This is a genomic window from Amycolatopsis tolypomycina, from assembly GCF_900105945.1.
GTDB lineage: Bacteria > Actinomycetota > Actinomycetes > Mycobacteriales > Pseudonocardiaceae > Amycolatopsis > Amycolatopsis tolypomycina.
Genome location: NZ_FNSO01000004.1, coordinates 969,375 through 983,260, shown reverse-complemented (window position 1 = coordinate 983,260; position 13,886 = coordinate 969,375). Strand labels below are relative to the sequence as shown.

Annotated in this window: 13 protein-coding genes; 6 read left to right on the top strand and 7 right to left on the bottom strand. The window is 70.9% G+C overall.

From position 1 onward, the window contains the following. Position 1 precedes the first annotated feature (1 nt). The 4 genes from BLW76_RS15285 to BLW76_RS15270 all read right to left on the bottom strand — a co-directional run bounded on the left by BLW76_RS15285 (position 2) and on the right by BLW76_RS15270 (position 4,434). A complete protein-coding gene (locus BLW76_RS15285; RefSeq protein WP_091307596.1) occupies positions 2-1,315 on the bottom strand; it encodes an ABC transporter substrate-binding protein in 1,314 nt (437 codons plus the stop codon). 35 nt (positions 1,316-1,350) lie between these two features. Then, complete coding sequence (locus tag BLW76_RS15280; protein ID WP_091307595.1) at positions 1,351-2,199, bottom strand: carbohydrate ABC transporter permease; 849 nt, start codon at positions 2,197-2,199, stop codon at positions 1,351-1,353. A gap of 10 nt (positions 2,200-2,209) precedes the next feature. After that, positions 2,210-3,166 carry a carbohydrate ABC transporter permease gene (locus BLW76_RS15275; RefSeq protein ID WP_091307593.1) on the bottom strand — a complete coding sequence of 319 codons (957 nt, stop codon included), beginning with the start codon at positions 3,164-3,166 and terminating at the stop codon, positions 2,210-2,212. Positions 3,167-3,333: 167 nt separating this feature from the next. Then, entirely contained in the window at positions 3,334-4,434 is a 1,101-nt protein-coding gene (locus tag BLW76_RS15270) for an ROK family protein (RefSeq protein ID WP_091319421.1), read from the bottom strand. 190 nt (positions 4,435-4,624) lie between these two features. On the opposite strand from BLW76_RS15270, the gene BLW76_RS15265 reads away from it, so the two are divergent. Beyond that, on the top strand, positions 4,625-6,586 hold the full coding sequence (locus BLW76_RS15265; RefSeq protein ID WP_091307591.1) for a hypothetical protein: 1,962 nt from the start codon (positions 4,625-4,627) through the stop codon (positions 6,584-6,586). Here the strand turns inward: BLW76_RS15265 and BLW76_RS15260 are convergent. Further along, positions 6,565-7,113: a CGNR zinc finger domain-containing protein gene (locus tag BLW76_RS15260; protein WP_091307589.1), complete on the bottom strand. Its 549-nt coding sequence runs from the start codon at positions 7,111-7,113 to the stop codon at positions 6,565-6,567. The two genes, BLW76_RS15265 and BLW76_RS15260, sit on opposite strands and share 22 nt — an antisense overlap. 71 nt (positions 7,114-7,184) lie before the next feature. Here BLW76_RS15260 and BLW76_RS15255 point away from each other — a divergent pair, with 71 nt between their 5' ends. After that, complete coding sequence (locus tag BLW76_RS15255) at positions 7,185-8,111, top strand: TAXI family TRAP transporter solute-binding subunit (protein WP_091307587.1); 927 nt, start codon at positions 7,185-7,187, stop codon at positions 8,109-8,111. On the opposite strand, the gene BLW76_RS15250 is transcribed toward BLW76_RS15255, so the two are convergent. Further along, complete coding sequence (locus BLW76_RS15250; protein WP_091307585.1) at positions 8,108-9,505, bottom strand: sensor histidine kinase; 1,398 nt, start codon at positions 9,503-9,505, stop codon at positions 8,108-8,110. The two genes, BLW76_RS15255 and BLW76_RS15250, sit on opposite strands and share 4 nt — an antisense overlap. A gap of 3 nt (positions 9,506-9,508) precedes the next feature. Further along, positions 9,509-10,183, bottom strand: coding sequence for a response regulator transcription factor (locus BLW76_RS15245; RefSeq protein ID WP_167384976.1), 675 nt, complete (start codon positions 10,181-10,183; stop codon positions 9,509-9,511). A 280-nt stretch (positions 10,184-10,463) separates the two neighbouring features. Between BLW76_RS15245 and BLW76_RS15240 the strand changes: the two genes are divergently transcribed. From BLW76_RS15240 to BLW76_RS15225, 4 genes are all read left to right on the top strand, one after another. Then, on the top strand, positions 10,464-11,192 hold the full coding sequence (locus BLW76_RS15240; RefSeq protein WP_003054447.1) for an amino acid ABC transporter ATP-binding protein: 729 nt from the start codon (positions 10,464-10,466) through the stop codon (positions 11,190-11,192). 68 nt (positions 11,193-11,260) lie between these two features. Next, positions 11,261-12,187, top strand: a complete 927-nt coding sequence (locus BLW76_RS15235) for a glutamate ABC transporter substrate-binding protein (protein WP_091307581.1) — start codon at positions 11,261-11,263, stop codon at positions 12,185-12,187. Between the two features lie 100 nt (positions 12,188-12,287). Continuing rightward, complete coding sequence (locus tag BLW76_RS15230; protein ID WP_091307579.1) at positions 12,288-12,935, top strand: amino acid ABC transporter permease; 648 nt, start codon at positions 12,288-12,290, stop codon at positions 12,933-12,935. Then, positions 12,932-13,792 (top strand): amino acid ABC transporter permease, encoded by an 861-nt coding sequence (locus BLW76_RS15225; RefSeq protein ID WP_091307576.1) that lies wholly within the window; start codon positions 12,932-12,934, stop codon positions 13,790-13,792. Before BLW76_RS15230 ends, BLW76_RS15225 begins: the two co-directional genes overlap by 4 nt. Positions 13,793-13,886 lie beyond the last annotated feature (94 nt).

Here is a 13,886-nt window from a genome sequence, read left to right as displayed (position 1 = left end):
CCTACTTGGCGTTGGCGAGGGCGTTCTTGGCGTCGCTGAAGAACTGCGTCACGCCGGCCGCGATCGACAGCTTGCCGAACGCGATCTGCTTGGCCGCCGAGTCGAGCGCGGTCTTGACGTCGCCGTAGCCCGGCGGCGCGGTCGGCGCGGTGGGCAGGCCGTCCTTGGCGACCTCCGCGGCCACGTACTCGCCGAACTCCATGTCCGCTTTTTCGGGCGCGGTGGCGGTCGGGGCGAGGAGGTTCTTCGCCTTGTCCGACGGCGGCAGCCCGCGCTGCAGCTTCATCGTCTTGATGGCGTCGTCGTCGTTGAGGAAGAAGTTGATCAGCTTCGCCGCGCCCTCGGGGTTCTTGCTCTTCACCGGGATGCACAGCAGGACGCCACCGGAGAGCGCCTGGCCCGTCTTGCCGTTGGCGCGCGGCACGACGACGAGCTTGAGCTCGTGCTGGGTCAGCGGCTGCATCTGGGCGAGGCCCCAGCCGGTGGTCATCGCGATCTGGCCGGTGATCAGCGGGTGGTTGCCGGTCGCCGCGTCGGTGTTGCTCAGCAGCGTCGGCGGGCAGATCGCGCCGGACTTGCGCAGGCCGTCCCAGAAGGTGAACCACTCGGTCAGGTCCTCCGGCCCGAAGCCGAGGGTCTGGTCGGGCGTGTAGAGGTCCTTGCCGCGCTGGCGCAGCCACGGCTGCAGCGCGCCCGAGTCGTCCTTCGACGCGTCCAGCGCGCCGTACTTGTTCGGGCCCCAGGCCTTGGAGATCTCGCCGGCGAGGGTGCCGAAGTCCTGCCACGTCCAGTCGTTGGTCGGCGGGGTGATCTTGAGCTGGTCGAAGACGGACTTGTCGTAGAGGACCGGGGCGTTGCCGGAGCCGGAGGGGACGCCGTAGGTCTTGCCCTTGACCGCGCCCGCCCCGCGCACCGGCGCGTAGAGGGTGTCCAGCCCGATCGTGCCCGGGATGTAGGTACCCAGGTCGACGAGCGTGCTCCGGTTCGCGTAGGTGCTGACGTAGGCGGTGTCCATCTGGAAGATGTCGGGCGGGTTGCCGCCGGCGAACTCGGTGTTCAGCTTGTCGAAGTACCCGTCGTAGCCGGAGTACTGGGTGGTGACGGCGATCCCGGTCTTCTCGGTGAAGATCTTCACCGCCTTCTGGTAGGCGTCGTTGCGGGCGTTGCCGCCCCACCAGCGGAAGGTCAGGGCGTTGGTCCCGCCGCCGCCCCCGCTGTTGCTGGGTGGCGCGAAACCGCAGCCGGCGAGCGCGGCCGAAGCCACCCCCGCCCCGGCGATCCCGAGGAACCCCCTCCTGGACAGGTGCTGTGCCATGGCGGTCTCACTTTCGTTGTGCCGGAATTCGGGGTTCAGCCTTTGATGCCGGTGTTGGCCACGCCGTCCACCAGGCGCTTCTGGCAGATCAGGAACACCGCGACCGTCGGCACGAGGGTGACGACCGACATCGCGAGCATCCCGCCGTAGCTGGAGCCGCTCGCCCGGTCGATGAAGGAGTTGAGGCCCAGCGGGACCGTGTACCGGGATTTGTCGGACAGGTAGACCAGCTGGCGGAGGAAGTCGTTGAACGTCCAGATGAACGTCAGGACGCCGGTGGTCAGCAGGGCCGGGCGCAGCAGCGGCAGGATCAGCGAGAAGAAGATGCGGACGTGCCCGGCGCCGTCGATGGCCGCCGCTTCGTCCAGTTCGCGGGGAATGCCCCGGATGAACTGGACCATGAGGAAGATGAAGAACGCGTCGCAGGCCAGCAGCTGCGGGACCACCAGCGGCAGGAACGTGTTGATCCAGTTCAGTTTGTAGAAGATCGTGTACTGCGGGATCATCGTCGCCTGGAACGGCAGCATCAGCGTGCCCAGCATCAGGCCGAACCAGATCTTGCGGAACGCGAAGTCGAGCCGCGCGAACGCGTAGGCGGTCAGGGAGCAGGACGCGATGTTGCCGATCACCACGCACGCCGCGATGGTCGCCGAGTTCGCGAGGTAGACGGTGAACGACGTCCCGGTCGCCGTCCAGCCGCTCAGGTAGTTCTCGATGGTGAAGTGCCACGGGATCGGGTCGAGCGTGCTGAAGATCTGGTTCTCCGGCTTGAACGAAGCCCCGACCAGCCACACCAGCGGGTAGATCATCACGACGACCGCGACGAGCAGCACGACGTGCGCGCGCCAGTGGGTCTTCGCCGGTGCCTTGACGTTGACGGTCATTCCGGTCCTTTCAGTCCGCGTAGGTGACCCAGCGCCGCGAAGACGCGAAGTAGAGCGCGGTGAAGAGACCGATCACCACGAACAGGACCCACGCCATCGCCGAGGCGTAGCCCATCTGCAGGCTCGAGAAGCCCTTGCGGTAGAGGTAAAGCGTGTACAGCATGGTCGAGTCGATCGGGCCGCCCAGCCCGCCGCTGACGACGTAGGCCGGGGTGAACGTCTGGAACGCGTTGATCGTCTCCAGCACCAGGTTGAAGAAGATCACCGGCGACAGCATCGGCACGGTGATCCGGAAGAACATCCGGATCCGGCCGGCGCCGTCGAGCTCCGCGGCCTCGTACAGCTCCCGCGGGATCTGCTTGAGCCCGGCGAGGAAGATCAGCATCGGGGTGCCGAACTGCCAGCCCGACAGCAGGACCAGCGTCCACAGCGCGAACCGCGGGTCGCCGATCCAGTCCGCGCCGCGGATGCCGAAGATCCCGAGCACCTGGTTGAGCAGGCCCTGCCCGGAGAAGATCTGCCGCCACATCACCGACACGGCGACGCTCGCGCCGAGCAGCGACGGCAGGTAGAAGACCGAACGGTAGAACCCCAGCGCGCGCAGGCCCCGGTTCAGCGCCGCGGCGACGAGGAGCGCGGCCGCGAGCTTGAGCGGCACCGACGTGACGACGTAGGTGAGCGTGACCTTGACCGAGTGCAGGAACTTCTCGTCCTGCCACATCGCCAGGTAGTTGTCGAAGCCGACCCACTGCGGCGAGCTCAGCAGGTCGAACTTCGTCAGCGACAGGTACAGCGAGTACCCCATCGGGATCAGCACGAAGCCGAAGACGCCGAGGAACCACGGCGTCAGGAAGGCGTAGGCCGCGCCGTTGTCCTTGTGCCGCTTCCGGCGGCGCCGGACGGGCGCGGGTTCCGCCGTCGGCGCACTCCCGGCCTCGACGGGGTGCGTGGCTGCTTCGGCTGACATCGGCTGCTCCCGGGACTCCAGCGTGGACCGGCAGCGCTCCCGAAACGGTGCGGCTGCCGTGGCACTTCTTCCGACGCACGCGGTTCCAGTGGTTCCGTCCCAGGGAGCTGGAAGCGCTTTCTCGGCACTCTAGGCAGCACGCTCGGCCGCTGTCAACGGCCGGTCGTTCACCCTTCCGCCAGTACCGCCTGGATCCCTCTCTCCCTGGCCAGGTGCGCCGCGCCGAGCACGGTGGCGCGCGCCCCCAGCTCGCTGACCACGACGTCGGTCGGCCAGCTCAGCCGCCCGACCGTGGCGACGACACCGGGCCGGAGCAGCTTGTTCCGCCCGACCCCGCCGCCGAGCACGATCAGGCCGGGGTCGACGACCGCGCAGATCGACGCGGCCAGGTTGCCGACGGCTTCGGCGTGTTCCGCCACGATGTCCAGCGCGACGGGGTCACCCTTCTCCGCCAGCGCGAACAGGGCGGCGGCCGTCTTCGGTGCCGGGTCCGGGCGGCGGCCGCGAGCCCGGCGCAACAGCTCCCGGGAACCGAGCCGGGCTTCCAGGGCGTCGCGGACCGGCGGCCGGTCGTCCGCCCACGGGTAGGCCAGGCGGGCCACCTCCCCTGCCGCGCCGCTGGCCCCGCGCACGAGCCGGCGGCCGAGCACGACACCCGCCCCGATCGCCACGCCGACCTGCAGGAACACGAAGCTGTCGTGGTCGCGGCCCGCGCCCTCGGCGAGTTCGGCGATGGCCGCGCAGTTGACGTTGTTCTCGGTGTGCACGGGCGCGCCGTCGGGCAGCCCGAGCGCGGCCACGGCGGCGGCGATCCGCGCCATGGTCGCCGGCTCGCCGCGGCCGGGCGGGGAGACCACATCGGACACCGCGACCACGACGGCCCGAAGCGGACCCCGGTTGCTTCCGCGGCGCAGCACGGCCTTCACCATGGTTTCCGCGGACGCCGGCCGCGACGTCTGGTCCTCGTCGAGCAGGTCGCCGCCGAGCGTGGTCGCCCGCAGGGCCACCTGCGTCGAGCCGCGGTCCACCGCCAGCACGTACCCGGCGCGGGGCCCCAGCCGGTAGACCGCCGCGGTCCGCCCGGTGGCGCCCGAGGAGCTGCCGCTGCGTTCGGCGAGGCCCGCGGCCTCCAGTTCCGCCATCACCAGGGAGACCGTCGGCTTCGACAGCCCGCAGGCCACCGCGAGCTGCGGCCGGGTGGCCTGACCGGCGGCGGCCAGCGCGGCGAAGACCTCGCCGGCCCGGTCACCGATGCCCGATTTCGCCATCTGCACCTGCTTTCGCCTTGGTGAAACCGTCGAATGAGCCGCCTGGCTCCCGCGCCCGTTGACAACGCCGGAGTTCGTTTGTTTACTACTTAACCAAGTGCGGGTCCCAGCCGCATCAATTTTCAGAAAGCGTTTCTCGACACGTCGACCGGTCCGGGTGTCCGCGGACGGCAGGGAGGCTGCGAAGCGGATGGATCCGATCCTGCTGCCGAGCCAGCACGCGAGCTCGCACGACCTGCCCGACGACCCCGCAAGCCTGGACGCCGTCCTGGCCACCGCGGCCGCCGACGCGCTCGCCGCGCAGCAGCCGGACGGCAACTTCGAGGACCCCGCGGCCGACGACGACATCGGCGACATGGGCCTCGGCGTGATCTCCCTGCTCTGCCTGGCGTGGCAGCGCAAGCCGTCCGACGATCCGGCGTTCACCGACGCGCTCCGCCGCGGTGTGGACTTCTTCCTGACCCACCGGGTGTTCCGGCGCGACAACCCCGGCGAGCCGTTCCTGCGCGTCCGCGACAGCGGGCTGCCGTACGCGCGGTACATGCCCGGAGACGGCGAACACCCCTTCGGCGACTGGCCGAGCACGGTGTGGGCGATGCTGCACGCGGTCAACGTCCTGGAGCTCGGCGCGGGCCTGCTCACCGACGGCCAGTACGCCGAGGTGACCGAACTGGCGCTCGGGTACTGGCGGTGGCTGACCGAAGCGAGCATGTTCAACCCCCAGCAGACGGGCAACCAGGCCCTCGGCGCGGTCGTCGCGGGCCTGATGCTCGGCCGCCACCTCGACGGGGTTTCCCGCGAGCGCGAAGGCAAACGCGTCACCACGGCGGCCATGCGGCTCTACACCGACGTGATCCGCCCGTCGCGGGTGACCGACCGCGGCTTCGCGCTGCCGGCCGAGCACGGCGCCGGCCACGACCAGAACTACCTGCCGATCTCGCTGTCCTTCCTCGCCCAGGCCCACCGCGTCACGGCCGACCGGCTGTTCCTCGACGACGGCGCGGAGCTCGCCCGCCACCTCGACTGCCGGCTGTCGGCCCGCGGCTTCGACTACGGCGGCCCCCGCTACAGCGAGCAGCACTGCGGCGCCGAAGGCCTGCTCGGCCTCCGCTACTTCAGCGCGCACCTGGCGACCGACCTCGGCCGCTACCTGGCCGACCGCCGCGTCGCCTACTACCCCCTGGCCCGCACCGGCGCGCCGAGCGGGCACTTCGCGTTCACCACGGTGTGGCTGTGCCAGGACGACAGCGCCTGGCACCGGACACCGTCCTTTCCGGTCACGACGCCGTATTCGCTGCGCCACCGCGACGCGTCCGTGTCCTGGACCGGCAGCCACACGCCGTACCTGATCGACGCGGGAGGCGCCGCGGTGATCGAATCGGTCGTGGCGGGCCAGCACGGCATCGGCCCGGTCCTGGGCCGCACGCTGCTCACCCGCGCGCTGGGCCCGCTGCGCGTGGCCGACGCCTCCGACGGCGACGCCGTCGCCCGGCTGGTGACCAAGGCGGTGGTCACCCGCGCGCAGGTGATGCTGAGCGTGCAGCAGCTGTGGGTGGTCGAGCCGCGGCGGACGACGCTGGTCGCGGTGGTTCCGGCCGAGGGGTGCGACTTCCTCGCGGGGCTGCCGTACATCGAGGCAACGGCAGCGGGCCAGCGCAAGATCGTCACGGTGGCCGAGCCGGGCGGAACGCTGTTCGACCTGAGCACGCCCGGCGCGGTCCTGGACACGGCCGGCACGCTCCTCGCGGGCAGCATGGCCATCACGTCGGGGGCGGCGCTGCGGGTGGTCAACCCGCCGGCGGGCCGGACGAGCTTCAACAGCGCGGAAACGATCGGGCTGACACAGGAGCAGCTGGCGTTCGCACTGGCCGACGACCCCCGCGGCTACGGGAACCCGGACGCGGGCTGGCACCGGGTGACGGACACGAACCACGTCCTGGCGGGCCCGCTGCCGGACTCCCCGGCGGGCACGTCGGTCTTCGCGGTGCGGTACGGCCCGCACGACGACGTCCCCTTCGCGGCCGAAGTGCGGGCGACGGCGGACGGGGTGGCGGTCACGACGCCGGGGTTCTCGGTCGTCATCGGCGACCCCGCGGGCGACGCGGCCGGGGAACCGGTCCTCCGGCTGAGCTACCGGTCGCCGGACCGGTAGCGCTGCATCTTCTCCCGGCTGCCGCACGAACCCATCGAGCACCAGCGGCGCGCGCCCGCCCGTGACGTGTCGAGGAACAGCAGCGAGCACTCGGGGTTGGCGCACTCGCGCACGCGGGCGGCGTCGGGACCGCCGAGGACCGCGACGGCGTCCGCGGCGACCAGGCCGAGCAGCGACGGCACGCTCGCCGGGACCGGCCGGGCCCGCAGTCCCGCCGGGGTGACGGCCAGGGTCGTGACCGGCGGCGGGTGCGCCGCCCACCGGTTCACCGTGGCGACGTCCTCCCCCGCGGTGCCCCCGCGCAGCAGCCGGTAGACGGCTTCCCGGAGTTCGCGGGCCGCCGTCAGGTCGGCCGCGGTGCAGGGCGGGTCCTCCGGGGTCAGGCCCGCCGCGGTGAACCAGCGGCCCAGCGCCGCGGGGTCGGGCACGCGTTCGAAGCCGCCGTCGCGCCACCGCTCGCCGACGGTGGCCGTGAAGTTCACCGACGGACGGCCGCCGTGGAAGCGGAAGCCCTGCTTGTCGCCCACCCCGGGAAGGCTACCGGGTTACCCGCTGAAGCGGTAACGCGCGCGACCGCGGAGTCTGGCACGATCAGGCCGTGACCAGCAGGCGGTGGACGCGCGGACTCGCGGCGGCGGCCGCCCTGCTGCTGGCGCTCACCGCCTGCACGGTTGATTTCGGCGACCTCAGGCTGCGGATCGCCGCCGGCAACTCCGGTGGCGTCTACTACAACCTCGCCCAGACCCTCGCCACCGCCTGGCAGACCGGCCTGGACATCGAGCGGCCGCAGGTGCTGCAGACCCAGGGCTCGCCCGACAACGTCACCAAGGTGCTCGCCGGCCAGGCCGACGTCGCCTTCGTCGCGGCCGACGTCGCCGCGGACCAGTACGAGAGCCGCCCCGACCTGCGGGCGCTCGCCCGGATCCACGACGACTACCTGCACGTGGTGGTCCGCGCCGACTCCAGCATCCGGTCGATGTCCCAGCTGAGCGGCCACCGGATCGCGATCGGCTCACCGGCGTCGGGGGTCGAGTACATCGCCAACAAGCTGCTGAAGGTGGCCGGCCTGACCGGCTCGGTCACCACGACCCTCCGCGGCCTCGTGGCCTCGGTGCAGGCCCTGCTGAGCGGCGAGGTCGACGCGTTCTTCTGGTCCGGCGGCCTGCCGACGCCGACGCTGGCGGGCTACAACACCCAGGGCTCGCTGCGGCTGCTCGACATCGCCGACCTGATGCCGAAGATGCAGGCCCTCAGCCCGGTCTACAGCACGTCGACGATCCCGGCGAGCATGTACAACCAGCCCGCCCCGGTGACGACGCTGGTGGTCCCGAACTTCCTGGTGGTCCCCCAGTCGATGCCCGACGACGTGGCGGAGGCACTGGTCCGCGAGCTGTTCGACGCCCGCGGCGCCCTCGCGTCCGCCAATCCGGCGGCCCTGTCGATCGACGTCCACCCGGGCATCGAGACCCAGCCGATCCCGCTGCACCCCGGCGCGCTGCGGTACTACCGGTCGCAGAAGACCTAAGCGACCGGGAACACCATCGAGATACGCAGCCCGCCGCCCTCGGGCAGGTCCAGCTCCAGCTGTCCGGCCGAATGCGCCACGAGCTCGCTCACGATCGCCAGCCCCAGCCCCGAACCCGGCACGTTCTGGTGCGCCGGGCTGCGCCAGAACCGGTCCAGCGCCCGGTCCAGCTCGTCCGGCGGCAGTCCCGGCCCGTGGTCCCGCACCGACAACCGCACCCGATCACCCTCCCGGGTCACCGCGACCAGGATCTCCGTCCCCGACGCGGTGAACTTCAGCGCGTTGTCCAGCAGCGCGTCCAGGATCGTCTCCGCGCCGCGCGGGGGCATGCACACGCGCGCGCCGTCGCCGTCCGCCGCCACCACCAGCCGGACGTCGCGGGCCTCGCCGACCACCGACCAGTCCGCGACGCGCTCGGCCACCACCTCGTCCAGCACCACCGGGTCCAGCTCGCCGCCGGAGGCCTCGGCGCGGGCCAGCGACAGCAGCCCGTCGAGGATCTGGTGCAGCCGGCCCGCGTCGACCCGCGCCGCCTCCAGGTCGGCGGCCGCCGGCTCGTCGTCGACGTGGCCTTCGAGGTTGCCGAGCCGGATCTTCAACGCCGTCAGCGGGTTGCGCAGCTGGTGCGACGCGTCGGCGACGAACGCGCGCTGCGCCGCCAGCGCGCCCGACACGCTCGACGCCATCCGGTCGAACGACCGGCCGAGCTGCCGCAGCTCCGGCGGCCCGCCGCTCTCGCCCACCGGCTCGGCCTCCCGCCCGCTGACCACCGACGCCACCAGCGCGCCGGTCGCGTCGTCGAGCCGGTGCACCGGCCGCAGGATCCAGCGGACCACCGGGATCGCCACGGCCAGCGCGAGGGTGAAGGCGAGGATCCCGCCCGCGGCGAGCAGCAGCCACCACCACAGCACGTCGGCGCGCTCGGCGCCGGTTTCGGACACGGTGAGCACCGCGCCGTGCACCTCGCCGTCGGCGAGCACCGGCTCGGCGAGCACCAGCGGCGTCGAATCCCACGGCATCAGCACGCCTGCCGGCTGGGACCGGCGGCCGGCCAGCGCCTCGTGGACCGGGCCGCTGATCCGCTCGTCCTTGAGGTCGATCCGCGCGGCGCCCCCGCCGAGCGCGGAGGCGAACAGCTTGCCGTCCTGGTCGACGACCGCCACCTGGACGCCGTACACCTCGTAGTAGCGCATCAGGTCGGGGTCGATCAGCGACGGCTTGTTGTCCAGCAGCGGCCGCTCGGCCAGCGACGCGAACCGCGCGGTGTCGGTCAGCCGGTCGAGGAACAGGTCCTGCTGCGCGCCGGCGGCGATGCTCCGGGCCAGCGGGATGCCCAGGCCGAACACCAGCAACGCGACCAGCGTCAGCACGATGCCCTGCAGCCGGACGCGCACCCCTCAGCTCCGGGCGACCTGGCCGCCGAGCCGGTAGCCGACCCCGCGGACGGTTTCGATCAGCGCCGGGCGGCCCAGTTTCGTCCGCAGCGTCGCGACGTGGACGTCGAGCGACCGGCTCTCCGCCGCGCCGCGGTGCCCCCACACCTCGGTGAGCACCTGCTCGCGCGAGCAGACCGCGCCGCGCGCGCCCGCCACCAGCGCCAGCACCTGGAACTCCTTGCGGGACAGCGCGACCGCCTTGCCGTCGACCAGCACCTCGTGCCGCGAGACGTCGACGGTGACGTCCCCGACCCGGATGACCACGGGCTCGGCGGCGGGGTGCTCCCCGCGCCGTCGGCGCACGGCCTCGACCCGGGCGAGCAGCTCCTCGACGTCGTAGGGCTTGACCAGGTAGTCGTCGGCGCCCGCGCGCAGCCCCTGGATCCGGTCGTCGACCTCGGCGCGGGCCGAGACGACGATGATCGCGACGTCGCTCACCGCGCGGATCTGGCGGCACAGCGTCACGCCGTCGATGTCCGGCAGGCCGAGGTCGAGCAGGACGACGTCGACCTCGTGCACCCGATCGAGCACGCCGGCACCGGTGGCCAGCCGGGCGATCGCCAGGCCACGGCGGGTCAGCGCCGGGATGAGCGCACCCGCGACCCGGTCGTCGTCCTCCACCAGCAGCACCCGCACCCGTCCGCCTCCCATGGTGACCTGCTTCACCGGCCGGTAGCGACGAACTCTAGGAGGTCCGGGCGGGACGCGCACCGGCCACCCGGACGGTCACTCCCGGTGACCTCGGGTGGACACCCCCCAAAATGGACATCGATACTCAGTTGAAACCCTAAGTATTGCTCAAGCGGCCTTGCCAGCCGGTACGACAACGGTAGGTTCTCGCCCATCGCGTGGTGACCCATGCCCGATCTGCACGAACGACCCGGGAGGCCAGATGACCGCGGAGGTGGCGGCGCCGATGATCAAGGCGTCCGCCGTGAACAAGTACTTCGGCGACCTGCACGTGCTCAGGGAGATCACGCTCGAGGTGCCTCGCGGCCAGGTCGTCGTGGTGCTCGGCCCCTCGGGCTCGGGCAAGTCGACCCTGTGCCGGGCGATCAACCGGCTCGAGCCGATCAACTCGGGCGAGATCGCCGTCGACGGCGTCCCGCTGCCCGCCGAGGGCAAGGCGCTGGCCGCGCTGCGGGCCGACGTCGGCATGGTGTTCCAGTCGTTCAACCTGTTCGCGCACAAGACGATCGTCGAGAACGTCATGCTCGCGCCGGTGAAGGTCCGCAAGACCTCGCAGGCCGAAGCGCGCAAGACGGCGATGGAGCTGCTGGAGCGCGTCGGCATCGCCAACCAGGCCGACAAGTACCCGGCGCAGCTGTCCGGCGGGCAGCAGCAGCGCGTCGCCATCGCGCGGGCGCTGGCGATGCGGCCCAAGGTCATGCTGTTCGACGAGCCGACCTCGGCGCTGGACCCGGAGATGGTCCAGGAGGTCCTCGACGTGATGACGGGCCTGGCCAAGGACGGCATGACGATGCTCGTCGTCACCCACGAGATGGGGTTCGCCCGGCGGGCAGCCGATCGGGTGATCTTCATGGCCGACGGGGAGATCGTCGAGGACACGACGCCGGAAGAGTTCTTCACCGCGCCGAAGAGCGAGCGCGCGAAGGACTTCCTCGGCAAGATCCTGACCCACTGAGATCGCACACTGAGAAACGTTCCGTGGCGCCGTCGGCGTCCGGGTGACGACACACAGGAGAGATTCACATGAGGATCCGCACCCTCGCGGTGGGACTGCTCGCCGGTGGCCTGGCGCTGACCACGCTGACCGCCTGCGGCAAGGAAGGCACGCCGGCCACGCCGGGCTCGGGCGAGCAGAGCGGCACGAACGCCGCGGCGCTGCCGACGTACCCGGTGGCGACCGGCGTGGACCTGCAGGGGTCGCCGGTGTTCGCCAAGATGAAGACGGCGGGCACGCTGACCGTCGGCGCCAAGGACGACCAGCCGGGCCTCGGCTTCAAGGACCCGACCACCGGCAAGTTCGGCGGCTTCGACGTCGAGATCGCCAAGCTCGTGTCGGCCGGCCTCGGCTTCGACCCGGAGAAGATCACCTTCCGCACGGTCGACTCGGGTGCGCGTGAGCAGACGATCGCGAACGGCGACGTGAACTACTACGTCGGCACCTACTCGATCACCGACAAGCGCAAGGCGCTGGTCTCCTTCGCCGGCCCGTACTTCGTCGCCGGCCAGGACCTGCTCGTCCGCAAGGACGACACCTCGATCACCGGCCCGGACACCCTCAAGGGCAAGAAGGTCTGCTCGGTGACCGGGTCGACCCCGATCCAGAAGGTCCGGCAGCAGAACCTGACCGAACCGGCCAACATCGTCGAGTTCCAGAAGTACTCGCAGTGCGTCGAGAAGCTGCAGTCGAAGGACGTCGACGCGGTCACGACCGACGACGCGATCCTGAAGGGCTACGCCGCCCAGGAGCCGGACACCCTGAAGGTCGTCGGCAAGACGTTCTCGACCGAGAAGTACGGCATCGGCCTGAACAAGGACGACAAGGTGCTGCGCGACAAGGTCAACGAGATCCTGCAGAAGGCGCTGGACGACGGCACCTGGCAGAAGATCTACGACGCCACCCTCGGCAAGTCCGGCTCGACCGCGACCAAGCCGACCCTCGAGAAGTACTGACGTGACACGAGGCCGGTGGATCGGGTGCGCCCGGTCCACCGGCCTCGGTACATCCACCCCTTGACCACCGCTTGAACGAAACGGACGCGGGGAAGGCTCCATGGACGTCCTGCTCAACAACCTGGACCTGTTCGGTCCGTTCTTCCTCACCACGATCGAGCTGTTCCTGCTCTCGGCCGTCGGCAGCCTGGTGTGGGGCACGATCCTGGCCATGCTGCGGGTGAGCCCGGTCCCCGTCTTCCGCGCCGTCGGCACGGTGTACGTGACGATCGCCCGGAACACCCCGCTCACGCTGGTGTTCGCGTTCTTCGTCTTCGCGTACCCGCTGCTCGACATCGTGAAGCTCGACTACTTCCCGGCCGCGGTGACGGCGCTGACCGTGTACACCTCGGCGTTCATCTGCGAGGTCGTGCGCTCGGGCATCAACACGGTGCCGGTCGGCCAGGCCGAGGCGGGCCGGGCGCTGGGGCTGACCTTCGGCCAGATCCTCGGCCAGATCGTGCTGCCGCAGGCGCTGCGATCGGTCGTGCCGCCGCTGATCAGCACCCTGATCGCGCTGCTGAAGAACACCACCATCGCCGCCGGTTTCTCCGTCGCGGAGGCCGGCGCGATCCGCTCGTACCTGTCCGAACGCGGTGAGAACCAGCTGATCGGCCTGCTGTGGGTCGCCCTCGGCTTCATCATCCTGGTCGCCGTGCTGTCGTTCGTCCAACGCAGCCTGGAGAAGCGCTGGAGCGTGGCCCGATGAGCAACGTCCTGTTCGACGTCCCGGGTCCCAAGGCCCGGCTGCGCTACCGCACGTACGCGGTGGTCGGCACGCTCGTGGTGCTCGCGTTCATCGGCTACATCGGGTGGCGGTTCTACGACAGCGGCCAGTTCACCGCCCGCAAGTGGGAGTGGCTGCAGTACGCGCAGGTGCAGCGCGACCTGGGCAACGCGGTGCTCCAGACCGTCGCGGCGTTCGCCGCCGCCGCGGTGCTCGCGCTGATCTTCGGCGCGATCTTCGCGGCCGGCCGGCTGTCCGACCACGCCTGGATCCGCCGGATCGCCGGGTTCGTCGTCGAGTTCTTCCGGGCCATCCCGGCGCTGATCCTGATGTTCCTGTTCTACTTCGGCCTGCCGACGGTCGGCGTGCCGATGACGCCGTTCCTCGGCGTGGTGTTCGGCCTGACGCTGTACAACGGCTCCGTGCTCGCGGAGGTCTTCCGCGCCGGTATCCAGTCGCTGCCGAAGGGCCAGAGCGAAGCCGCGTACGCGCTGGGCATGCGCAAGACGCAGGTGATGTTCCTGGTCCTGCTGCCGCAGGCGATCCGCGCGATGCTGCCGACGATCATCAGCCAGCTGGTCGTGCTGCTCAAGGACACCGCGCTCGGCTTCATCATCACGTTCCAGGAGCTGCTGTACTACGCGCGTTACATCGGTTCGCAGGGCACGTTCGGGCGGCCGATCGTGCCGTCGACGATCGTGGCGACGGCCATCTACGTCGTGATGTGCCTGCTGCTGACGGCGCTGGCGACGTACCTGGAACGGCGCAACCGCCGCAACAAGAAGGTCGTGGCGGCCCCGCCGGCCGCGACCGAGAACCTCGCGGCCGCTTCGGCCTGAGTCTCACCCGTTCGAGGCCCCCGGGATCCGTCCCGGGGGCCTTGTCGTGTCCCGGGGTGTCGCCTAGCGTCGGCGTCAGTGTCAGGGTGGTGTT